Genomic DNA, 20,506 nt, shown 5'->3' on the forward strand with positions numbered 1-20,506 from the left:
GAGCATAGAAGACTCAGATTTGACCCTCAGGCGCTGGGGGCCAGCAGGGCCGAGGCCAGGATGAGCAGGCCGGCCAGGATTCCGGTGATGGTGTCCAGGAGCAGGTCGCGGGCCCAGTTTTCGGCAGGACGCTTGGCGTTGTGGGGCATGGGATATGTATATAACATAAAAAACGGCCTGTCAATGCATAAGAATAGTTTTGTTTTTAGCGCCAAAACGAACACCCCGCGGGGCGGGGTGCTCCGAGCGAGGGATTCTGGGTTTTATTCGGCCACCACCGAGACCTTGAGCTGGATGGGTACCTCGGGGTGGGGTTTGTAGGGGATGGTGTAGCTGCCCAGCTCTTTGATGGGCTTTTCCAGGGCCAGCTTTTTGGGGTCGATGTGGATTTGGTGCTGGGCCTCGAGGGCCGCGGCAATCTCGCGGCTGGTGACCGAGCCGTAAATCTTCTGTTCGCCAGCCTTCACCCTGAGCACCAGGGTGATGGGCTCCAAAAGCTCCCGCAGCCGCTCGGCCTCGGCCTTGCGCTCGGCCGCCTTCTTGGCCTGTGCCCGGATTTTGGCCTCCAGGGTCTTTAGGTTGCTCTCGGTGGCCAAAACCGCGAGCCCACGGGGCAGAAGGTAGTTGCGGGCGTAGCCGGGCTTCACGCTCACCACTGCCCCCACATCGCCCAGGTTTTCCATGGGTTCAAGCAGGATTACCTTCATCCACAACCTCCTACTTGCGGACCAGCTTCTCGGTGAAGGGCAGCAGGCCGAGCACGCGGGCGCGCTTGATGGTGCGGGCCAGTTTGCGCTGCTCCTTGGCCGAAAGGCCGGTCCGGCGGCGGGGCAGGATCTTCCCCGTTTCCGAGAGGAAGCGCTTGAGAATCTCGACGTTCTTCACGTCGGTGAGGTCAAACGAGCCTACTGCAGCGGCCACTTTGGGCTTGCGGCTGCGGCGAACAATCTTTTCCTGCCGCTCGGTTTTGGCGGTACGGTTAGAAGCTTTCTTGCTCAAAACGGTAACTCCTCCTCAGGTGGAAAATCCTCCAGGCCTTCGTCGATGTCTACCTTGCCCGCACGGCCATCGGCTTTCGCACTCTGGGAACCGCCCCCACCTGATCTGGCGGTTCCGCGGGCAAGGCGCTCGAGGCGGGAGAGCTCTACCCGGGTAACGTAGCGCTTGCTCCCGTCCTGAGCCGTCCAGGAGTCGTTCACCAGGCGCCCCAGGAAGAATACCCCTTCCCCTTCTTTGAGTTCGGACGCGTACTCGGCCAGCTCCCGCCAGGCCTGGGCCTCGATGAAATGGGTCTTCTCCTGTTCGCCACCCTGGCGCGTGCTGTAGCGTTCGTTGACCGCCAGGCCCAGCCGGGCAACAGCGATGCCCTGGGGGGTGTAGCGCAGCTCGGCGTCGCGGGTCAGGTTGCCCACCAGCATTACCATGTTGAGCCCTTCCCTGAGCCGTTCCTGCCCCCGGGCGTCGGTGAGGGTGGGGTTGGGCTTGCCCTCCAGGTTGAGCGCCTCCACCCGCTCAGCCCGGATCTCCAGGCTGCTCCGCTTCTGCCCTTCCTGCTCCCAGGTGCGGTACTCTAGCCGGCCGTCCACGAAGACGGCCATGCCGGCCTTCAGGCCCTCGTTCCAGAATTCGGCCATCCTGCCCAGGAGCTTGACCCGGTGGTACCAGGGCACCTCGCGGGGTTGGCCCTGCTCGTCGGTGAAGAGGTCGTTGCCGGCCAGGTTCAGTTCCAGCACCGCCAGCCCCCCGGGGGTGTAGCGCAGCTCGGGGGTTTGGGTCAGGGCACCGATCAGGGTAACGCGGTTGAGGCCTCGAGCCATGGTTCTTGGTCCTTTCCGTCTGGGGCTTGCCGAGTTCCGCGCCGCTTTGCTCGAGGCTCAGAACTCACAGGGCTCACTTCTTCTGGCTGTTGCGCCACTCAGGGCGGTCGCGGAAGATGGCTACGCGACGCACGTGGTCGCGCAGGCGCAGCTCGCGCTCCAGCGCAGCGTTCTGGTTGCCGGCCATCTCCACAGTGTAGAAGACCACCCGGCCATCGGGGTCCTTCTGGATGGGGTAGGCCAGCTTGCGGTTGCCCCAGTCGTCCACATTTTTGATCTGGGCCCCGTGGCGCTCGAGGGTAGCCTTGATGCTCTCTAGCTCCTGCGCGGCCTGCGCCCCGTCCAGGTTGGGGTTGAGGACCAGGCTTACTTCGTACTGCGGCATGTTCACCTCCTCTCGCCAAGACTCCCCAGCTAAGCTGGGGGCACAAGGAAAATGAGCGACCCGCCTGGGTCACTAAGCCCTGAGTATAGCAGAAGCCCCTCTGCTGAGCCAGCGGGCTAGAGCTTGTGGCCCTCGGGGGCCTGGCCCTCGACCCAGTAGCCGCCGTCGGGGAGAAACTCTTTCTTCCACACCGGCAGGATCTGCTTGACCCGTTCGATGGCGTAGCGGCAGGCCTCAAAGGCCTCGGGCCGGTGGGGGGCCGAGACCACGATGAGAATAGAGGCCTCGCCGGGGTCAACCCGGCCCAAACGATGCCAAAGGGCAACGCGGCCCAGGCTCCAGCGCTCGCGCATCTCGGCCACAATCTGCCGCATTACCCGCTCGGCCATGCTGGGGTAGGCCTCGTACTCCAGGTGGGTGACGGGGAGGCCCTTGTTGGGGCTGCGGGTGGTGCCCAGAAAGCTCACCACTGCCCCATAGGGGGGGGCTGAGGCCCAGTCCACCCAGCGCCCCACCTCCAGGGGTTCATAGGTTAGGCCCAGGCTTTCCAAGTCGTCTCCTCCCGAGACGGGCGGTAAGAAGGCCAGCTCGTCGCCCTCCTGAAGGGGATCGTGGGGCTGGGCCAGGGTCTCATTGATAGCGGCCAGCCCCCCGCTGAGCCGGAGGGGGTAGGTTTGCTCCAAAAGGGCCTTGGCATCGGCCACGGTGGCTCCTGGAGGGAGGTTGAGCTCGAGGCGGGCTTCACCTACCTGTTCCCGATAGAGCCCAAACAGTAACACAGCCACGCGCATGCTGGAATTCTAAATGGAACTGGGTGTCCAGATGTTCGTGCTTTGCTTGATTTGTGGCCCCGAGATGTGAAGGGCGCCATGCCTCCAGACTGCAAGCACCGCTCTCTCTGACGTTCCGCCAAACGGGGTTCAGGAGAAGGCACGCGCCCTGGAGCAGCTCCTGCGGGACAACTCCAGACCTAGTCCAGATCCCGCTTCCCAGCTGGGAAAGACAGGGACCGCCCCTGCTGGTCGCACAGGTAGGGGCGGAGGAGCGCCTTGTGGTGCCGGTGGGCCGGGGAATTGCCTTCTCCGACGGCAGCAGCCTCAACCTGTCGTACCGCATACGGTTTGAGTTTGAGAAAGAGGGGACCCTGGTCCCTAATCTGGATCCTCAGGGCACGGTTGCCGCCTATATGGACAGGACCACCTCCTCTCGAATCTCAGGGGAAGAGGGTCCCCCTGGCAGACGGTGGGCTTAATGGACGGGGGTAGGGCCCCGTGACCTGATTCCGCCGGTTCGGTGCAGAGGGGCTTTGAAGGCTACTGAGCTCAAGGCGCGAGCTGAGTTGGTATCTCAGGTGAGGTTCGACGGTCTGTTCGAGCAACGCTGGAAGAGTGAGACGGTGATATCTGTGCTCAAACGCAAGTTCGGCGAGGGGGTGCGTTTTCACAAACCCCGCCTGCAGATGCGGGAGTGCCGGGTCAAGGCGTTGGTTTACAACGCCTACTGTTAGTCGGCTTGCTACATCTACGAGGCGTTGAGCCTCCCGTGGTGCGCCAGGGGGAAGTGGTCCTCAAGGCTCGGCGGGAGGTGGGCCTCAAGGCCCTGCGGAGCCGGCTCTAGAGCCAGGTTCCCTTCCCCGGAGAAGAGGAGGAACGCCAGGCTAGGGAGGAGGCGTGGAGCCGGGAGGCGTTTCCGGCCGGACATCAGCCTCATCGACCCTCCCCATCTGGCCAAGGAAGCCCTGAGGGTCTTCCAGGGGGCTGAGGAGGGGCGCTATCTCTATTGGAACCCCCTGTTGGCACCCATGGAACACGTAGACATCCCCCCCAGGCAGGATGTGAGCATCCTGCGAGCGGTTCCTCGGTCCCCCTAGGGATTGGGACCCCACGGCGGCGGCAGGTTCGGATGCCCCAACGGACGCATCCAAATAATTCCCTGGAGGCTGCTTTGCCCTCACTCTCGGGCCCCAGCCCCAGCGTGCAGGGAGGCCCAGGTCTCCCCGCGCTCGAAGAGGGGAAGCCCCCTGACCCTGGGTCAGGTGGAGGCCAGAATCTACAAACCACACTTACCCAAAATCAGGCACTGCGGTTATGTTTAGAGCAAGAACCGCCGTGCTTACCCATCGGACGTCCGTGATGAGGAATGGGCCCTGGTGCTGCCCTATTTGACCCTCGCCCCGCTGGAAGCACCCCAGCGCAAGTACGACCTGCGTGAAGTGTTCAACGCCCTGCGCTGGATGGTCCGAACCGGTCGCCCCACGACTTCCCACCCCCCATATCGTTCAGGCGCAAGCCTACCGCTGGATGAACCGGGGGTTCTTCCACGACCTGCGCATGCTCCAGGGCAAAGCCGCCCATCCCAGCGCTGCCATTACGATGCTCGCACCCTACAGTCCACCCTGCAAAGTGGGGGCGGGCCAGATACGATGGGCACAAGCGACGCAAGGGAAGCAAAGTTCACCTGGCGGTAGATACCCTGGGGCATCTGCTGGCCCTGGTAGTGACGGCGGCCAGTGAACAGGAACGGGCCCGGGAGCGCTCAGTCAACAGAGGTTAGCACCGGTTGGCTTTTTCGATTCTGATGACGGCGAAAACTGTGGGGCTCTTACGAACAGCTAGTTAGCAGGCTCTAGGGCAGCCGCCGCCTGATGGGCAGCAAAGCAGACCCAGGCATGGTCTCCTAGGCCCAGGCTCCCTTCTGCGTGCCGAAGGTTCCCCCGCTCTAGCCAGTTCTGGGCGCGGTTCACATTTCTGTTGTATTTCAATCCTCACTCCTAACTCAGACCGAAGCTTGGGTGCGACTCAAAAGAGCAGCGTAGTAAGCTATCGGCCCAGGAGGTCGAAAATCACCGGGGACTTAGAACTTCTTGTTGTTATATATTTAAAACGTGAGAAAAGCTGTTCCGGCTTCTCTTGCAGGCTTTCTTTTGGTTCTTTTGGGTGCTTGCGCTCCACAGCAGCAGTTTTCTTTGCAACAACAGTCTGCCCGAGGGGGCACGCCCGGCGAACCGGCTGCCCAGCAAGCCGTCTCGGTTCGTTGGAAGTGGTCAACCGTAGATCTTTCGGTTTCGGCTAGGCTCACGTCCATGGGTTATGGGAATAACCGCTTTGTTGCAGTAGGCTACCGGGGTTCCATTCTCTACTCCATTGATGGGCAAAGCTGGACTGCTACTACCAGCGGTGTATCAGCAGATTTGTCTGCTCTAGCCTATGGGGCAGGCCGTTTTGTGGTCGTGGGCGATGGGGGAAGGATTCTGGTCTCTACCGATGGGGTGAGATGGGAGGGGGCGTCCTCCGAAACTACCCTTCGCCTGCGGGACGTTGCTTTCGCGGATGGCGTGTTTGTTGCAGTTGGCAATCAAGGGGTGACCTTAATTTCCGCCGACGGGAGGACGTGGAGGCGGTTGAGTTACACCAATGCGGACCTATACGGTGTAGCTCGAGGTGGTGGTCTCTTTGTGGCTGTGGGTCAGGACGGAGAGATATATGTTTCTTCCAGGGGAGAAGTTTGGGAGAAGGTCGCCTCGCCTGCACGGGCTACCCTGAATGCTGTGGCGCATGGCAACAATCGTTTTGTTGCGGTCGGGGATAACGGTACGATTTTCGTATCTCAGGATGGGCGGCAGTGGTCCTTGGTTTCCTTGAGTGGTGCCCAGCGGCTAGTAAAGGTGAGCTTCGGAAATCAGAGATTTTTGGCGCTCAGCTCAGAAGGAAGGCTCTTTACATCCAGGGATGGCTCTAACTGGAGGCAAGAGGGCAGTGAAGAGGTGGCGGAAGTAGAGTCTATAACTTTTGCCCGCGAGCGCTTTTGGGCGGTAGGCCGGGACACCTTTATCGCGACTTCTGTAAACGGTGAAGTTTGGTCTGTGGTTTCTTGGATACCGAGGGATGTTTCTTTGAGCGGTGTGGGCACATATGGGAATGGGGTTTTAGCGGTGGGTAGACAAACCAGCTCCGGCAACGCGCTGGTCATGGCCTCGATGGATGGTTTTTCCTGGCGCAGGGTTTTCGTGGGGGAACGCGGCGCGCTTCGTGCTTTACAGGCCGAGGGAAACCGAGTCATAGCGGTAGGCGATGATGGACTCATTCTGCTCTCTGTCGATGGTAGGACATGGAGGAAGGTGTCCTCGGGTACCACTCAGAGGCTTAATGCTGTCGCCTATGGGAGCGGCTTGTTTGTGGCGGTAGGAAATAAAGGCCTTGTACTCACCTCACCGAATGGCGACATCTGGACACCTTCCTCCTCGGGCGTGACTCAGGACCTCCATGGCGTTGCTTACGGGGCCGGGCGTTTTGTTGCAGTTGGTGTGGGGGGCGTAGTGCTCAGCTCTACCGATGGGTTGGTTTGGAAACAGCTTTCTTCTTTGCCCTCAGGAGTGGGAAATTTCTACGGGGTGGCTTTCGGGGAAAACCGCTTTATAGCAGTGGGCCAGCGGGGGACCATTTTTACCTCAACAGATGGGGAAAACTGGTCGAGGCTTCGCCTTTCGGGGGTTTTCAGGGATCTGAGCCGAATTATCTACGGTGGTTATCGTTTTTTAGTCGCGGGGGAAGATGGTACGACACTTAACTTCGTGCCTGGGGCGACGTGGGAGCTTGTTTTGGGCATGCCCATTAGGAGGATAGTGGGGATGGCTTATGCTCCAGGCAGGTTCATTTTCGTTGGAGACAAGGAGGTAGCAGTTGCTTCGCCTTAGGGGGTGAGGTATGCGGAGATTCTTCTTGCTGGTCTTGTTTTTGATTTTCCCGCTTCCTGTGGTTTTCGCGGCAGAGGTTAGAAAGGCAGAGCCAGGGCAAGATTTGGCCCAACCCTACATCCCTTTGTGGGAACAGCAGATGAGGGAACAGCAGAATTGGCAAAGACTTGAGGAACAGAGGAGGCGTGAATGGGATTTTGAGCAGAAAAGACGGATAGAGGAAAATCTTTCTAGGGAAGAATGGCAAAGATGGTATAACGATTACCGAAATAATAATAATAGCGAGCAATGGCCAATATGGAATAACAACAGTGAGGGAAGGCAAAGTGGGCGGAGCCAGCAAAACGAGCAAAGGGTTAACCCCGCTGCTGCCTACGTCAGCAGCGGCAATGCCCATGTAAGGCAAGGCAACTACGATGCGGCGATACGGGACTACAACCGGGCGATAGAGCTGGATGGGCGGTACAAGGAGGCCTACTACAACCGCGGTATTGCTTACGCGGGAAAGGGTGACTACGATGCGGCGATACGGGACTACAACCGGGCGATAGAGCTGGATGGGCGGTACAAGGAGGCCTACTACAACCGCGGTATTGCTTACGCGAGAAAGGGCAACTACGATGCGGCGATACGGGACTACAACCGGGCGATAGAGCTGGATGGGCGGTACAAGGAGGCCTACTACAACCGCGGTATTGCTTACGCGAGAAAGGGCAACTACGATGCGGCGATACGTGATTACAGCCGCGCTATAGAAGTAGACCCAGCTTATGCGGAGGCTTACTTGCAGCGTGGGCGTGAATTCTACAACCGCGGAGATTTACAGCGGGCAGCGGAGGATCTGCGCCGCTTTTTGTCGCTGGCACCCCACCACCCTGAATTCGCCGAGGCGCAGCGGCTCCTGCAGCGGATTGCGGTGCGCTGAGCTTGGAGGCAAAGAGCACCACGCTTGCTTTAGAAGCCCGGGCAGTGCCGCGGGTTTGGGGAGGGCGTACCTTGGCCCAAAGGCTGGGCCTAGATTGCGCGGAGCCGGTGGGCGAGGTCTGGTTAGCCTACGATGAAAACCTCATACGCACGGGGCCGCTGGCAGGGATACCCCTTGCCGAAGCTTTGAAGATGCTTGGGCCTAGGTTCATAGGCCGGGTTCCCTACGAAAAGTACGGCCTCGAGCTGCCCCTTTTGGTGAAGTTCCTGGATGCGGCCGAGTGGCTTTCAGTGCAGGTGCACCCCGACGATGCCTACGCCCATACCAACGAGGCTGGAAGCGGATTCCACGGCAAGACCGAGGCCTGGTATGTGCTGGCTGGGGAGGGGGAGGTGGTCTATGGTTTGCGGGAGCCGCTGGAACAAGACACGTTGCGCCGTGCAGCCGAGGACGGTTCCATTTGGGACCTTTTGAGACGCGAACGGGTGGGGCCCGGCCAGGTGGTGGGGGTGCCCGCGGGCACCATCCACGCCATAGGGCCCGGGCTTTTGCTCTACGAGGTGCAGCAGCGCTCCGACCTTACCTACCGGCTCTATGACTACGGGCGGCCCCGCGAGCTGCACCTGGAGAAGGCCCTGGCCGTGGCCTGCCTGGAGCCCACCCCCCTTGTCCGGCCCACACCGCTGCCGGGCCATCAGAAGGAGGTGCTGCTGGCTGCGGAGGCCTTTGTGCTCGAGCGCCACTTTCTTCAGGGTCGCCGCAGTTTCAAAGCCCCCGAGACCAGCTTTCTTCTGCTCACCCTGGTGGAGGGCGGGGCGGCCTGGGCGGAGGGGCCTCTGGGTTGGGGCGATACCCTGCTGGTTGGGGCCGGTGAGCAGGTGGAGGTGGCGGGTGAGGGCATCTTCCTTGCGGCCTTCATGCCCTCCCCAGAGGTGCTAGCCGCCTGCCCTCCGGGCCTGCGGATGTGAGGCCTCGCGGGGTTTGCGGAAGCGGGGGAGGAGGAAGAGGGCCAACAGAACGAGCGGGAGGGAGATGAGCTGGGTGGCGGTGAAAAGCCCGATGCCAGCCTCCTCGTTCAGGTAGACCGGGAGCCAGAGCGGGTTGAGGCGGAAGGTTTCTTCGAAAACCGAGCGCAGCACGCTGTACCAGAGCACGAACTGCCAGAAGACATACCCATAGGCCTGCTTCTGCCGCAGCCAGTGGAAGGCAAGCAGGAGGAGCACCAGGCCGATGATGACCCCATAGAGCTGGGTGAAGTGCACTGGGCCCCGCACCAAAGCCTCCGGGGCGCAGCGGCCTATTTCGCTGATGTCATGGATGCCGGGGCAGACCCCGGGGAAGCCGCTGGCCCAGGTGGGCCAGGTGAAGCCGATGGGCCAGTTGGTGAGGCGGCCCACGGTGTCCGAGCCGTTCATGATGTTCCCTAGCCGCCCTGCCGCTACCCCCAGGGCAACGCCTGGAATGCTGGCGTCCAGGTAGGCCCAAACGGGGATTTTGTAGCGGTAGTGGTGGTAGATGAAGGGGATAAGCCCCCCCACGATAGCCCCATGAAAGGAGAGCCCCCCCTGCCAGATGTAGAGGGCGGCTATGGGGTTGGCGCTGAACTCATTCGGGCTGGTAACCACGTAGCCCACCCGGGCCCCCACCACCCCCCATACCACCGCCCAGAAGGCGATCTGCTCGAAGCGGTTGGGGTCCAGGCCCCAGCCCTGCAGCAGCCGCTTGGCGATCTCAAAGGCGGCGAAGATGGCCAGCACCAGGAAAAGCCCGTACCAGCGGATTTGCAGCGAGCCGATTTCAATCAGAACCGGATCCACACCCTTCCTCCAGTCTTTTTTTGAGCCGCTCGAGGGTGAACTTGCCCTCCAGCAGCACCTCTTCTCCCCGCAAAAGCACCGGTACCCGGAAGGTGTAGAGCTTTTGCAGCTCCGAATCGGTGTCCACGTCCAAAAGGCGGTAGGCTAGACCCAGGGCCTTGAGCAGCTCTTCGGCCTCCTGGCACAGATGGCACCCCTGGCGGCCTATGAGGAGAAGCTCCATCTGGAATCCAAGTATAGCCTCAGAAGATGGCCTGAATCACAAGTAGGCCCATGAGCAGGTGAATCAGAAACTTGCCCAGAAGCCCCCCCAGAAGCCCCAGCACGGCTCCCCAGGCCCCCCGCAGAGCAGCCTCGAGGGGACGCCCGGCCACCAACTCTCCTGCTAAAGCCCCTGCCCAGGGCAGCACGAAAAGGCCCCAAGGAGGAAGGACGAAGAGACCGGCCAGCCCTCCTAGGAAGGCGCCCCAAACCCCCTGCCGGCTGCCGCCGTAGCGGCGAGCGCCCAGGACCGCGGCGATGTTGTCCACCAGCGAGGAAAGCAGCGTGAGGACCCCCAGGACCCCCAAAAGCGGGAGCGAGAGCTCGCGGAAGCCGGTGAGGGCCTGGTGGAGGAGGGCTGCGCCCAGGATGATGAACCCGGCGGGCACCACAGGGATGAAGGTGGCCAAAAGGGCCCCCACCCAGACCCCCACGAACAGCCAGTCCAGCAGCCCTTCCACCGGCCCGAGTCTAGCACCCGCCCTCAGATGAGGGCCAGAGGGCGGAAGTCGGCCCCCAGGACCTCTTTGGGGCTCGCTGCAATCCAGTGCAGGGCCGTGGCGTAGACGTTGCGGAAGTCGGTCTGGTATTTGATGGCGTTGAGCTCGAGGTTCTCCAGGTCTGGCTCCTCCCCATAGAGCCCGCCTTTAACCCCGCCCCCCAGCACCAGCATCAGCCCTCCCTCGCCGTGGTCGGTGCCCAAGGAGGCGTTCTCGGCCACCTGGCGCCCGAACTCGCTGAAGACCATAATCAATACGTCCTTATAGCGGCCTATGGCCTTCAAGTCGGCTTGAAAGGCGGCCAACCCCTGGGCCAGATGGCCCAGAAGCTCGGCGTGGCGGGGCGGCTGGGCGGCATGGGTGTCCCAACCACCCAAGGTGGTGTAGTAGACGCTGCTGCCTAGTCCCCCAGCGATCATACGGGCGATATCGGCCAGGCCTTTTCCAAAAGCGTTCTCGGGGTACTGGGCCTGGTTTTTGACGCTTCTGAGCTGCCCGACCCGTTCCAGGGCAAGGCGCAGCGCGCGCATGGCCTGGCGCACCTCCTCGGCAGTGCCCTGGCGTATTCGGCGGGACTCCTCCTCGAAGGCGGCTTCCAGGGCTTTGGGCAGACGGATGCTGAAGGCATCGATGCTGCTTACTGCAGGGGCCGTGCGTTTCTGCCCCACTTGAGCCAGAGGAGTAGCCCCGCCCAAGAAGGTCTCGCAGAAGGGGTCTTCCTGTAGGTCCCCCCAGCGACCCAGCCAACCGGTCTCGCTCTTGCGGCTGGGGTCGGCGGTGTGCCAGATGGCGGTGGAGATGAAGTGGCTGCGATTGGGGTTTGGATAGCCTACTTGGGGGATAAGGGCCAGCGTGCCTGCCTCCCACAGGGGGAGCAAAGGGCGGAGGGCGGGGTGCAAGCCCAGCTTCTTGCCCCCCATTCCCAGGTCTAGGACCTCCCGCCGCGGTATGGCGATCTGGGGGCGCAGGCGGTAGTAGAGCTCGTTTCGGTAGGGTACAAGGGTGTTGAGCTGGTCGTTGCCACCGAACAGGTTGACCACTACCAGGATTTTGTCGGGCGATTGGGCAGCCAGAGCGGTTTTGGAGAGCAGGGAGGGGGCTCCCTGACCCAGGGCCAGGGTGAGCAGGGTTTTCTGGATGAAGGCGCGTCGGTTCATGAGGACCTCACAGGAGCTGGGCCTCGGGCTTGACCAGGGCAAGGGGGGTGTGGCCCCCGTCCATGAAAACCGAGAGATCGAGGCGGCTTTCCCGCCCCACGAAGGCCGCCAGCAGGTTGAGCCGGGCCAGGAAGGGCGACTCGGCCAGCCAGCCCAGTCCCCCCTCCCAGCCGGCCACGCTAGGGGGATCGAAGGGAATCTGCCCCATGGCCGCCAGGGCCTGGTACGCCTGCCGGCCCCCCGGAGTTTCTAGGTCGACCTGGCTGATTCCGGCTGCATACCAAAGCCCCACTAGGTACTCTATGGGGCTTTTGATCAGGCTGTTGCGGTGGGTGGGGCGGTAAAAGGCCTCGTGGGTAAAAAGCCAGTGTAAGAACCCCCGGGTCCCCTCGGTCTTCAGCACCTTAGCCCCCTCCTCCACCAGGCCCTCGGGGGGGTCGGGCGAGAGGTAGAAGCGAAGCAGCTTGCGACCCAAAAAGCGGTAGGTCTGGGGGTGGGCGGCCAGGATTTCCAGCACCTCCTCGCCCCTATGCACCCTCTTTCCCAAAAAATTTTTTGGGCCGCTATCGTGCCATGCTGGGCGGAAGACGAACTCGAAGGGCACGTTGGCGCTGGCCTCACGCGGTCGCAGGCCGCCCCGGAGCCGCACCGTCCAGCCGGTGAAGGCCCGGGCTGCTTCCAGGATGTCCTCCTCGCTGTAGTGACCAGGCCCCAGGGTGTAAAGCTCCAGCAGCTCGCGGGCCCAGTTTTGGTTGGGGTGCTCCTTGCGGCTTTCGGCGTTGTTGAGGTAGAGGAGCATCACCGGGTCTTGGGCGATAGCGGCGAGAAGCTCACCGTAGGGCCCGTAGCCCAAGCGGCGGAAGGTGGCGAACTGGTTCCAGAAGTCGATGCCCTGGGCCCCCATGGTCTCGCGGAACTCCGAGGTCAGGTGCCCATGCCAAAAAAGCACCAGCCGCTCGGCGGCTGGGGTAGGGGTAGTGAGCCAGTGCTGGAGCCAGAGCTGGGTGATCTCGCGGTGCTGCTGGGCCCGCTGGTTGCGGCTGGCAGCGGTCTGGTAGAGGGGGGCGGGGGCCGGGTCCTGCAGGAGGTGTTCTACAGCCGCCTCGAGGCCCATCTCCACCAGCTGCTCTGCTTCCGCCCTGCGCCCCCGGGCCGCGGCCCGCCTAAGCAGGTGCACTGCATCGGCATAGCTGAAGCTTGTGGCCATTGGCTCCCAATTTACCTGGATTCCCTTAAGAGCAGTCTGCCTGGGCCCCCAGGCAGATTTGGTCTGGTGGGCCGTGCAGGACTCGAACCCGCGACCTGGCGATTATGAGTCGCTTGCTCTAACCGACTGAGCTAACGGCCCAGGCGTCGCTTAGTTTAACGGGTTTTCGCTGTTTGCTCAACGTGGAGGCGGGTGTCGGTCCTGGCCGGTGAGCTGGTCCTCCAGCTCGCCGATGTAGGCGGCCAGGGTATTGCCGGCCCGTTCGATGTCCTCCCGGAGTTCCTGCTCGACCCGGTCTATGCGGGCCAGCACCTCCTGCAGGCGGGCCTCGAGCCCCGCTGGGCTTTGCGCCTTCAGGGTGGAAAGCTCCCCCTCGAGCCACTTCTTGAGCTCCGAAAAGCGGCTGGCCTCGGCCTCGTCGGCCAGCTTACGGGCTGCTAGGAGTTCACGGGCATACTTCTTGATTTCCAGCAGGGCGGCTGCCTCCAGGCCCACGGTGTAGAGGAAGTAAATCAGCACCAGCACCGCCATGATGCTGAGCATCAGGAGGCCGAAGGGCGCTGTTATCTGGGTGAAGAACAGGGAGAGGGATTTCTCCTCGCTGAAGACGGCCCAGTTGCGCCAGGCAAAAAGCCCCATCCCGGCGACGAGCAGCAGCAGGAATATGTTGCGCCCCCGCATTCCTATGGGATTATACTCCGGCCTTTTGGATGGGCTGGGAGCTCTCGGCGTCCTCGGTCAGGCGCAGAAAGAACTCTTCCAGGTCTTTGCTTTGGTGATGGCGCAAGAGCTCCTTGGGGGGGCCCAGGGCCAGCAGGCGCCCCTGGTGGACCAGGGCCACCCGGTCGGCCACCTGTTCGGCCAGGTGGAGCTGGTGGGTGGCGAAGAGCACCGCCCGCCCCTCCCTGGGGTATTCGCGCAAAAGCTCGCGCACCAGCCGGGTGGCGTGGGGGTCCAGCCCCACCATGGGCTCGTCCAGGATCAGGGCCGGGGGGGCGTGCAGCAGGGCCAGAGCTAGTGAGAGTTTTTGCCGCATGCCATGCGAGTAGGTCTCGATAAGGGAGCTGGCAAAGCGCTCGAGGCGGAGCTGGGCCAGGAGCGCTTCGATGCGCTGCTCGGCCTGCGCCCTGGGCAAGCGGTAGACCCCGGCGGCGAAGCGCAGGAGCTCCACCCCGCTTAGCTTGCCGTAGAGGTAGGGGCGGTCGGGCACGTAGCCGAACTGGGCCTTGGCCCGCACCGGCTCCCGCCATACGTCGACCCCGTTGATCAGCGCCCGCCCCCGGCTGGGCCTGAGAAGGCCCACCAGGGCCTTGATGGTGGTGCTCTTGCCTGCCCCGTTGGGGCCCAGAAGGGCCAGGGTCTCCCCCGGAGGCACCTCCAGGGAGAGGCCCTCCAGAGCCACAAAGCGGCCGTAGCTCTTGCCCAGCCCCTCGAGCCGGATCACCTAGCGCAGCTCCTCCAGAGCCCGGCGCAGGATGGCGTCCTTGTTCAGGTCCACCTCAGCCTGCCCCCGCTCGGCGGGCAGGGTCACCGCGGGGCGGGGCTGGCTGAAGCTGAACTTCCCCTGGGCGTCGGCCTTGGTGGTGAAGGTTTGGTTGCCGATGGTGAGGGTCACGGTCTCCCCCGGCTTGGCCCCGGCCCCCTCGAAGGCCACCGGGACCTCGAAGCGGGTGTCCTTGACCTCGATGTCGGGCTTGACCCCCTCTTTGTTGATGGCCCGCCGCTTGGGGGTCAGCCACTCAAAGGTGACCAGGGTCAGGCCGCCGCCGTTGGCCAGGTCGATCACGTTCTGACCCACCCCCTTGCCAAAGGAGGTCTCGCCGATCACCTTGGCCCGCCCGGTATCCTGCATGGCGCCGGCCACAATCTCCGAGGCCGAGGCTGAGTTGCCGTTGATGAGCACCACCATGGGCCCGGTCCAGCTCACCTGGCCGGTGGCCTCGCAGTAAAGCCGGGTCTCGCTGCGGGTGCGAACGTAAACGATGGGCCCCTCGCGGATGAAAGCCCGGGCCACCTGGCAGCCCTGGTCCAGGAGGCCGCCCCCGTTGTCGCGCAGGTCGAAGATGAGCTTTTGCACCCCCCGCTGTTTCATCTCGTTGAGGGCGGCGTTGAGCTGGTCAATCACCCGCACGTTGCCGAAGGTTTCCAGAGCAATATAGCCCACATTGCCGGGCAGGATGGTGCGGGAGACGGAGATGATTTCCACCCGCTGGCGGATCATCTCGAAGCGCAGGATGGCGTTGGTGCCTTCCCGGCGAATGCCCACCGTGACCTTGGTGTTCTGGGGGCCCCGGATCTGGGCCACAATCTCGTCCAGCTCGAGCTTGGTTACGTCCTGCCCGTTGACCTCCACGATGATGTCGCCCGCACGGATGCCCGCGTTGAAGGCCGGCAGGCCGCGGATGACCCCCTGCACCCGGGCCCCGCCCCCGTTCTCGTTGGGGGCCAGGGTGGCGCCGATGCCGAAGAACTCGCCCTGGATGTCCTGGTTGCGCAGGCTGGCCCGCCGGGGCGGGGTGTAGGTGGTGAAGGGGTCGTCCAGAGCGCTGAGCATGCCCCGGATGCCGCCCTCGAGCACCTTGTTGAGCTGGTCGGCCTCGAGGCGGTTCAGGTACTGGCTTTGCAGGAGCTGGTAGGTCTGCATCAGGGCTTGGGCGTTGGGGTTGCGGGCAAAGCTCTCCCCGCTTCCCGAAAGCTGGGCATAGACTAAGGCGGCCAGAACACCGCCCACCACAAGAATCCAGGCTCTGCGCTTCATCCTTGGAATAGTCTAGCAGTTTGCCATGAGAGGGAAGTGTTGCCCCACATAAAAAGGCCCCCCGACTCGGGGGGCCCCAATGAGGGTGGGCTCAGTCGTCGGCGGCCGACTGGGCGGCCTCGGGGCGCTTCTTGCTGCTGAAAAGACGGCGGAAAAAGCTCAGCACTGGGTCGTAGTACTCATCCACCACCCGCTCCTTGAGGGGGATGATGGCGTTGTCGGTGATGCGGATGTGTTCGGGGCATACCTCGGTGCAGCACTTGGTGATGTTGCAGTAGCCGATGCCCCCCTCGTTCTTGAGCATATCCAGGCGGTTCTCTACATCTAAAGGGTGCATCTCCAGGCTGGCGGTGCGCACCAGGAAGCGCGGGCCGATGAAACCGGTTTTTTCGTTGTGCTCCCGCAGCACGTGGCAGACGTTTTGGCACAGGAAGCACTCGATGCACTTCCTGAACTCCTGCACCCGGTCCACATCCTCCTGGTACATGATCCAGTCGGTGTTGGGGGCAGGGGTGAAGGGCTTGATCTTCTTGTTGACCTCGTAGTTCCACTTCACGTCGGTGACCAGATCGCGGATCACCGGGAAGGTCTTGAGGGGCCGCACGGTCACGGGCTTGCTGGTGTCCAGGGTATCCAGCCGGGTCATGCACATCAGGGTGGGCTTGCCGTTGACCTCGGCCCCGCAGGAACCGCACTTGCCCGCCTTGCAGTTCCAGCGGCAGGCCAGGTCGGGGGCCTGCTCGGCCTGGATCTTGTGGATCACGTCCAGCACCACCATGCCCTCTTGTACTTCCACGCTGTAGTCCTTCAGCTCGCCGCCCTGGCGGTCCCCCCGGAAGACTCGAAAGGTGACGTTCGGCATCTTCAGGCTCCTACTTTTTCACTCAGCTCGCTTAGGTCCTTAGCCTCAGCAATCCGGCGCAGATCCTCCGGCATCTCGGGGAGGGGCTCGGCCACCACGCTCAGGCTGCCATCAGGGTTGCGCCTGATCACGTGGTTAATGCGGGCAAAGTTGGGGTCAGGGTCGGGGTAGTCGAGCCGGGCGTGGCCTCCGCGGCTCTCCTTGCGGGCCAAAGCCGCCAGCACCACCGCCTCGGAGACCTCCACCATAAGCCGGATGTCGAGGGCGGTGTGCCAGCCTGGGTTGTAGGCCCGGCTGCCCGAGACCGAGGTGTTCCAGGCCCGCCGCTTGAGGTCGGCCAGGATATCGAGCTGGGCTTTCAGCTCGCTTTCTTCCCGCATAATCCCGGCGTTCTTTTGCATGCTGGCGCGCAGCTCCTTCATCAGGGCAAAGGGGTTTTCTCCCTGGGGGTTGTTGAAGGGTTGCAGGGCCTCGGCGATGTAGGCCCGTATCTGGGCCTCGTCCACCTGGAAGGGGCCGGTTTGCTGGGCAGCGTACTCAGCGGCGGCCATCCCGGCCCGCCGGCCGAAGACCACCAGGTCAGAGAGGGAGTTGCCCCCGAGCCGGTTGGCCCCGTGCAGCCCCCCCGCCACCTCGCCTGCGGCGTAGAGGCCCGGCACGTTGGTGGCCTGGGTGTCGGGGTCCACCCGCACCCCGCCCATCACGTAGTGGCAGGTGGGGCCCACTTCCATGGGCTCCTTGGTGATGTCCAGGTTCCCCAGCTTCATGAACTGGTGGTACATGCTGGGGAGCTTTTTCTTGATGTAGTCGGCCGGACGGCGGCTGGCGATGTCCAGGTAGACCCCCCCGTGGGGGCTGCCTCGGCCCTCGTTGACCTCCTTGCGGATGGCTCGGGCCACCACGTCGCGGGTCAGAAGCTCAGGCGGACGCCGGGCGCTGCGGTCGCCCTGCAGCCAGCGCTCGGCTTCCTCCTCGGTCTCGGCAAACTCGCCCTTGTAGCGCTCGGGGATGTTGTCGAACATGAAGCGGCGGCCCAGGCTGTTCTTGAGCACCCCGCCTTCCCCCCGCACCCCTTCAGTGACCAGGATGCCCATCACGCTGGGGGGCCAGACCATGCCGGTGGGGTGGAACTGGATGAATTCCATGTCGATGAGGTCCGCCCCCACCATGCTGGCCAGGGAAAACCCATCCCCGGTGCACTCCCAGGAGTTGGAGGTGATCTGGTAGATTCGGCCCAGCCCCCCCGTGGCCAGCACCACCGCCCGGGCCCGGAAGACCAAGAACTCCCCGGTCTGGCGGCTGAACCCTAAGGCGCCCACCACCCGGCCTGCATCGGTCAAGAGGCGATAGATGGTGGTCTCCATGTGGGCGTGGATGCCGAGCTTCACCGCGTGGTCCTGCAGGGTGCGGATTAACTCCAGGCCGGTGCGGTCGCCCACGTGGGCCAGGCGGGGGTAGGAGTGGCCGCCGAAGTTGCGCTGGTTAATCCGGCCGTCTGGGGTGCGGTCGAAGACTGCGCCCCACCGCTCCAGCTCCCGCACCCGTTCGGGGGCCTCCTTGGTGTAGTTGAGCACCATCTTCCAGTTGTTGAGCATGCCGCCGCCCTTGAGGGTGTCGCGGAAGTGCACCTTCCAGTTGTCTTCCGGGCGCACGTTGCCCAGCGCGGCGGCCATGCCCCCTTCGGCCATCACGGTGTGGGCCTTGCCCAGGAGGCTCTTGGTGACCACCCCCACCCGGGCTCCCTTCTCGATGGCCGCGATGGCTGCCCTGAGTCCAGCCCCGCCCGCGCCGATTACCAGCACATCGTAGTCGTGAACAGTGTAGGATTCCATTCTTTGCCCCCTAGAACAGGCGGATGTCGGTGATGGTTCCCATCGAGCAAAGCCGGATGTAGACGTCGGTGAACCACACCGAGAGCATGCTCGTAACAGCCCAGAAGCCGTGGCTTTCGTTGATCCGGGTGATGCGCTGCCAGAGGGTGTAGCGGGCCTTGTGCTTGGAGAAGCAGTTGAGGCAGCCCCCAGCGATGTGCCGCCAGGCGTGGCAGGAGAAGGTGTAGTAGGAGAGCAGGATAACGTTGCCCAGCATGATTAGGCTACCCAACCCCACCCCGAAACCGTCCTCGAAGAAGAAGGCCTTGATGGCGTCGTACCAAAGGAAGGCCACCACCGGAATCGAGAGGTACCAGAAGTAGCGGTGCAGGTTGTTGAGCACAAAGGGAAAGGCCCGCTCGCCCTTGTAGGCCTTGCGCAGTTCGGGCACCGCGCAGGCCGGCGGGTCCCAGAAGAAGGCCCGGTAGTAGGCCTTGCGGTAGTAGTAGCAGGTCGCCCGGAAGCCCAAGGGAATCCAGAGCACCAGCACGGCCGGGGAGATGGGCAGCCAGTCGAGGTCCTTGGCGTGCACCCCCGGCAAGGGAATGGAGTAGAAGGGAGAGAGGTAGGGCCCGTACTCGAAGTGTTGTCGGTTGAGGGCCACCCAGAGCGCATACACCCCGAACAAGCCCAGGCTCAGCACCGTGAACAGGGGCTCGATCCACCAGGCGTCCTGCCGGTCGGTCTGTCTGCTTTCTGAACTGGTTACAGGCTTCATGCTCATCCAGCTCACTATATATGTTGTAGGGGCGATTTGGAAACCTGAAGGGCCTACAATACCATCTTTGATGGGGCGGTGTAATTAATAACACCCGGGCCATGGCTCTCCGGGGACCGGGGTGTTTTCGTTGTTGACACCACCCCCCCCCTACCCCATAATGGGGGCCTGTCAAGAGGCCCCTCGGTGGCCGTCTGACAAGAGCAGCGGGGAATGCCGCTGGCTTTTGGGAGGTTACGAGGTTGGAACTGTTCGGTTTTGGCCCGCACCTGATGATTGACGGCTACCACGCGAATGCGGAAAAACTGGCGGACCTCGAGCTGGTGCGTAAAACGCTCGACGAGCTTCCTGAGGAGATGGCCATGACCAAGGTGCTGCCCCCTGTGGTGCAGCGCTACCCGGCCTTGCCTGGGCAGGCGGAGGGGATTACCGGGGTGGTGATCATCGCCGAAAGCCACATCGCCATCCACACCTTCCCCCTCCAGCGCTTCATCAGCGTGGACATCTTCTCCTGCAAGGAGTTTGACCTGGGCAAGGCCCTGCGCTACGTGGTGGAGCGCTTCGAGATTGGCCGCTACGAGACCTACCTGATCAATCGGGGCAAGGAGTACCCCAAGGACCTGGAGCTTGCCCGCCGGATTGTGGCGGGGGAGCGGGAGTACCTGGAGGCCCGGATCGGCTAGGTCTCTACCGGCGACCAGCCCAGCCGGGCAGAGACCGCGTCGGCTGCCTGGCGGATGCGCCGGCCCAGCTCGGGAAGCCGCTCGTCGGGTACCCGGGTGGCTGGGGCCGAGAGGGACATGGAGGCCACCACCTTGCCCCGGTTGTCGTGGATGGGGGCTGCCACACAGCGCACCCCGTCCTCGCGCTCCTCGTCGTCCACCACGTAGCGCTTGCGTCTGGCCTCCTTGAGGGCCTCGAGCAGTTGTTCCAGGCGGGTGATGGTCTTGGCGGTGTAGGGCTTGAAGGGCCCCGCCCCCACGATTCGCCTTACCTCGGCCTCGGTGTGCTCCAGCAAGAGCGCCTTGCCCACCCCGGTGCAGTAGATGGGGGCCCGGGCCCCGATGCGGGTGAACATGCGGATGAGCTGCCGGCCCTCCACCTGGGCGATGTAGACCACCTCGTGGCCGTCCAGCACCGCCAGGTTCACGGTTTCGTTGAGCTCGTCTACCAGCCTTTCCATCTCTGGCATGGCTGCCTCGATGAGTCCACCCCGGGTTAGGAAGGCCGAGCCCACCTGGTAGGCCCTGAGCCCCACCTTCCAAAGGCCTCTAGACTCGTCCCAGTCCACGAAGCCCCGTCGCCGCAGGGTTTCCAAAAGCCGATAGGCTGTGCTGGGGGAGAGCTCGGTCCTGCGGGCCAGCTCTGAGAGAGAAAGGGTTTCGAATTCGGAAAGGACCTCAAGAAGGTGCAGGCCGCGCTCGAGGGTGCGCACCTCGCCCACCTCGGTCTTGCGGCTGCGCCCTGGGCGCCGCGGGGTTTTCATGCCCCTAAGCTACGCCAGAACCCGATGTTTTTCAATAGATGCAAAAACG

22 protein-coding genes, 1 tRNA gene and 1 pseudogene are annotated in these 20,506 nt (G+C 63.2%); 5 read left to right on the top strand and 19 right to left on the bottom strand.

What is annotated here, in order from left to right; genetic code table 11:
- Positions 1-26: 26 nt before the first annotated feature.
- The 6 genes from DV704_RS12140 to DV704_RS03030 form a co-directional block, all read right to left on the bottom strand.
- Positions 27-167 (bottom strand): hypothetical protein, encoded by a 141-nt coding sequence (locus tag DV704_RS12140; protein ID WP_158539591.1) that lies wholly within the window; start codon positions 165-167, stop codon positions 27-29.
- A gap of 96 nt (positions 168-263) precedes the next feature.
- Positions 264-707, bottom strand: a complete 444-nt coding sequence (gene rplI, locus DV704_RS03010) for a 50S ribosomal protein L9 (protein WP_114798094.1) — start codon at positions 705-707, stop codon at positions 264-266.
- Positions 708-717: 10 nt separating this feature from the next.
- Positions 718-999, bottom strand: coding sequence for a 30S ribosomal protein S18 (gene rpsR / locus DV704_RS03015; RefSeq protein WP_114798095.1), 282 nt, complete (start codon positions 997-999; stop codon positions 718-720).
- On the bottom strand, positions 996-1,817 hold the full coding sequence (locus DV704_RS03020) for a single-stranded DNA-binding protein (protein WP_114798096.1): 822 nt from the start codon (positions 1,815-1,817) through the stop codon (positions 996-998). The genes rpsR and DV704_RS03020 overlap by 4 nt, the downstream gene beginning before the upstream one ends.
- Positions 1,818-1,890: 73 nt before the next feature.
- On the bottom strand, positions 1,891-2,202 hold the full coding sequence (gene rpsF / locus DV704_RS03025) for a 30S ribosomal protein S6 (RefSeq protein WP_114798097.1): 312 nt from the start codon (positions 2,200-2,202) through the stop codon (positions 1,891-1,893).
- Positions 2,203-2,318: 116 nt separating this feature from the next.
- Entirely contained in the window at positions 2,319-2,993 is a 675-nt protein-coding gene (locus DV704_RS03030) for a molybdenum cofactor biosynthesis protein MoaE (RefSeq protein WP_114798098.1), read from the bottom strand.
- A 1,355-nt stretch (positions 2,994-4,348) separates the two neighbouring features.
- Here DV704_RS03030 and DV704_RS12485 point away from each other — a divergent pair.
- The 4 genes and pseudogenes from DV704_RS12485 to DV704_RS03065 all read left to right on the top strand — a co-directional run.
- Positions 4,349-4,731, top strand: a pseudogene (locus DV704_RS12485) (transposase); the annotation flags it as partial.
- Positions 4,732-5,086: 355 nt separating this feature from the next.
- Positions 5,087-6,895: a YCF48-related protein gene (locus tag DV704_RS03055; RefSeq protein ID WP_147279582.1), complete on the top strand. Its 1,809-nt coding sequence runs from the start codon at positions 5,087-5,089 to the stop codon at positions 6,893-6,895.
- 10 nt (positions 6,896-6,905) lie between these two features.
- Positions 6,906-7,820, top strand: coding sequence for a tetratricopeptide repeat protein (locus DV704_RS03060; protein ID WP_114798101.1), 915 nt, complete (start codon positions 6,906-6,908; stop codon positions 7,818-7,820).
- 44 nt (positions 7,821-7,864) lie between these two features.
- Positions 7,865-8,788 (top strand): type I phosphomannose isomerase catalytic subunit, encoded by a 924-nt coding sequence (locus DV704_RS03065; protein ID WP_233498223.1) that lies wholly within the window; start codon positions 7,865-7,867, stop codon positions 8,786-8,788.
- Here DV704_RS03065 and lgt read toward each other — a convergent pair.
- The 12 genes from lgt to DV704_RS03125 form a co-directional block, all read right to left on the bottom strand.
- The gene (lgt, locus tag DV704_RS03070; protein ID WP_199489936.1) at positions 8,756-9,625 is read right to left on the bottom strand and encodes a prolipoprotein diacylglyceryl transferase; all 870 of its coding nucleotides are present in this window, start codon (positions 9,623-9,625) and stop codon (positions 8,756-8,758) included. The genes DV704_RS03065 and lgt overlap by 33 nt on opposite strands.
- Positions 9,618-9,860: a glutaredoxin family protein gene (locus tag DV704_RS03075; protein WP_114798104.1), complete on the bottom strand. Its 243-nt coding sequence runs from the start codon at positions 9,858-9,860 to the stop codon at positions 9,618-9,620. The genes lgt and DV704_RS03075 overlap by 8 nt, the downstream gene beginning before the upstream one ends.
- A 19-nt stretch (positions 9,861-9,879) precedes the next feature.
- Positions 9,880-10,359 (bottom strand): DUF456 domain-containing protein, encoded by a 480-nt coding sequence (locus DV704_RS03080; protein ID WP_114798105.1) that lies wholly within the window; start codon positions 10,357-10,359, stop codon positions 9,880-9,882.
- 23 nt (positions 10,360-10,382) lie between these two features.
- On the bottom strand, positions 10,383-11,555 hold the full coding sequence (locus DV704_RS03085) for a DUF1501 domain-containing protein (RefSeq protein WP_114798106.1): 1,173 nt from the start codon (positions 11,553-11,555) through the stop codon (positions 10,383-10,385).
- Between the two features lie 7 nt (positions 11,556-11,562).
- Complete coding sequence (locus tag DV704_RS03090; RefSeq protein WP_114798107.1) at positions 11,563-12,762, bottom strand: DUF1800 family protein; 1,200 nt, start codon at positions 12,760-12,762, stop codon at positions 11,563-11,565.
- A 64-nt stretch (positions 12,763-12,826) separates the two neighbouring features.
- A tRNA-Ile gene (locus DV704_RS03095) sits at positions 12,827-12,903 on the bottom strand.
- A 36-nt stretch (positions 12,904-12,939) separates the two neighbouring features.
- Positions 12,940-13,443 carry a DNA cytosine methyltransferase gene (locus tag DV704_RS03100; RefSeq protein ID WP_114798108.1) on the bottom strand — a complete coding sequence of 168 codons (504 nt, stop codon included), beginning with the start codon at positions 13,441-13,443 and terminating at the stop codon, positions 12,940-12,942.
- A 10-nt stretch (positions 13,444-13,453) separates the two neighbouring features.
- On the bottom strand, positions 13,454-14,206 hold the full coding sequence (locus DV704_RS03105; RefSeq protein WP_114798109.1) for an ABC transporter ATP-binding protein: 753 nt from the start codon (positions 14,204-14,206) through the stop codon (positions 13,454-13,456).
- The gene (locus DV704_RS03110) at positions 14,207-15,520 is read right to left on the bottom strand and encodes a S41 family peptidase (RefSeq protein ID WP_114798110.1); all 1,314 of its coding nucleotides are present in this window, start codon (positions 15,518-15,520) and stop codon (positions 14,207-14,209) included.
- A 91-nt stretch (positions 15,521-15,611) separates the two neighbouring features.
- Positions 15,612-16,382, bottom strand: a complete 771-nt coding sequence (locus DV704_RS03115; protein WP_114798111.1) for a succinate dehydrogenase/fumarate reductase iron-sulfur subunit — start codon at positions 16,380-16,382, stop codon at positions 15,612-15,614.
- 2 nt (positions 16,383-16,384) lie between these two features.
- On the bottom strand, positions 16,385-18,214 hold the full coding sequence (locus DV704_RS03120; protein ID WP_114798112.1) for a fumarate reductase/succinate dehydrogenase flavoprotein subunit: 1,830 nt from the start codon (positions 18,212-18,214) through the stop codon (positions 16,385-16,387).
- A 10-nt stretch (positions 18,215-18,224) separates the two neighbouring features.
- Positions 18,225-18,977 carry a succinate dehydrogenase gene (locus tag DV704_RS03125; protein ID WP_114798113.1) on the bottom strand — a complete coding sequence of 251 codons (753 nt, stop codon included), beginning with the start codon at positions 18,975-18,977 and terminating at the stop codon, positions 18,225-18,227.
- A 236-nt stretch (positions 18,978-19,213) separates the two neighbouring features.
- On the opposite strand from DV704_RS03125, the gene speD reads away from it, so the two are divergent.
- Positions 19,214-19,654 (top strand): adenosylmethionine decarboxylase, encoded by a 441-nt coding sequence (speD, locus tag DV704_RS03130; protein WP_199489924.1) that lies wholly within the window; start codon positions 19,214-19,216, stop codon positions 19,652-19,654.
- On the opposite strand, the gene DV704_RS03135 is transcribed toward speD, so the two are convergent.
- Complete coding sequence (locus DV704_RS03135) at positions 19,651-20,457, bottom strand: IclR family transcriptional regulator (protein ID WP_114798115.1); 807 nt, start codon at positions 20,455-20,457, stop codon at positions 19,651-19,653. The two genes, speD and DV704_RS03135, sit on opposite strands and share 4 nt — an antisense overlap.
- Between the last annotated feature and the right edge of the window lie 49 nt (positions 20,458-20,506).

Origin of the sequence: Meiothermus sp. QL-1, from assembly GCF_003351145.1 — a bacterium.
Lineage (GTDB): Bacteria > Deinococcota > Deinococci > Deinococcales > Thermaceae > Meiothermus.

Excerpts from the sequence above, each read along its gene's own strand:
- DV704_RS12140 (WP_158539591.1), bottom strand. The coding sequence starts at position 167 with ATGTTATATACATATCCCATGCCCCACAACGCCAAGCGTCCTGCCGAA.
- rplI (WP_114798094.1), bottom strand. The coding sequence starts at position 707 with ATGAAGGTAATCCTGCTTGAACCCATGGAAAACCTGGGCGATGTGGGG.
- DV704_RS03020 (WP_114798096.1), bottom strand. The coding sequence starts at position 1,817 with ATGGCTCGAGGCCTCAACCGCGTTACCCTGATCGGTGCCCTGACCCAA.
- rpsF (WP_114798097.1), bottom strand. The coding sequence starts at position 2,202 with ATGCCGCAGTACGAAGTAAGCCTGGTCCTCAACCCCAACCTGGACGGG.
- DV704_RS03030 (WP_114798098.1), bottom strand. The coding sequence starts at position 2,993 with ATGCGCGTGGCTGTGTTACTGTTTGGGCTCTATCGGGAACAGGTAGGT.
- DV704_RS03060 (WP_114798101.1), top strand. The coding sequence starts at position 6,906 with ATGCGGAGATTCTTCTTGCTGGTCTTGTTTTTGATTTTCCCGCTTCCT.
- DV704_RS03075 (WP_114798104.1), bottom strand. The coding sequence starts at position 9,860 with ATGGAGCTTCTCCTCATAGGCCGCCAGGGGTGCCATCTGTGCCAGGAG.
- DV704_RS03085 (WP_114798106.1), bottom strand. The coding sequence starts at position 11,555 with ATGAACCGACGCGCCTTCATCCAGAAAACCCTGCTCACCCTGGCCCTG.
- DV704_RS03090 (WP_114798107.1), bottom strand. The coding sequence starts at position 12,762 with ATGGCCACAAGCTTCAGCTATGCCGATGCAGTGCACCTGCTTAGGCGG.
- DV704_RS03100 (WP_114798108.1), bottom strand. The coding sequence starts at position 13,443 with ATGCGGGGGCGCAACATATTCCTGCTGCTGCTCGTCGCCGGGATGGGG.
- DV704_RS03110 (WP_114798110.1), bottom strand. The coding sequence starts at position 15,520 with ATGAAGCGCAGAGCCTGGATTCTTGTGGTGGGCGGTGTTCTGGCCGCC.
- DV704_RS03115 (WP_114798111.1), bottom strand. The coding sequence starts at position 16,382 with ATGCCGAACGTCACCTTTCGAGTCTTCCGGGGGGACCGCCAGGGCGGC.
- DV704_RS03120 (WP_114798112.1), bottom strand. The coding sequence starts at position 18,214 with ATGGAATCCTACACTGTTCACGACTACGATGTGCTGGTAATCGGCGCG.
- DV704_RS03125 (WP_114798113.1), bottom strand. The coding sequence starts at position 18,977 with ATGAGCATGAAGCCTGTAACCAGTTCAGAAAGCAGACAGACCGACCGG.
- DV704_RS03135 (WP_114798115.1), bottom strand. The coding sequence starts at position 20,457 with ATGAAAACCCCGCGGCGCCCAGGGCGCAGCCGCAAGACCGAGGTGGGC.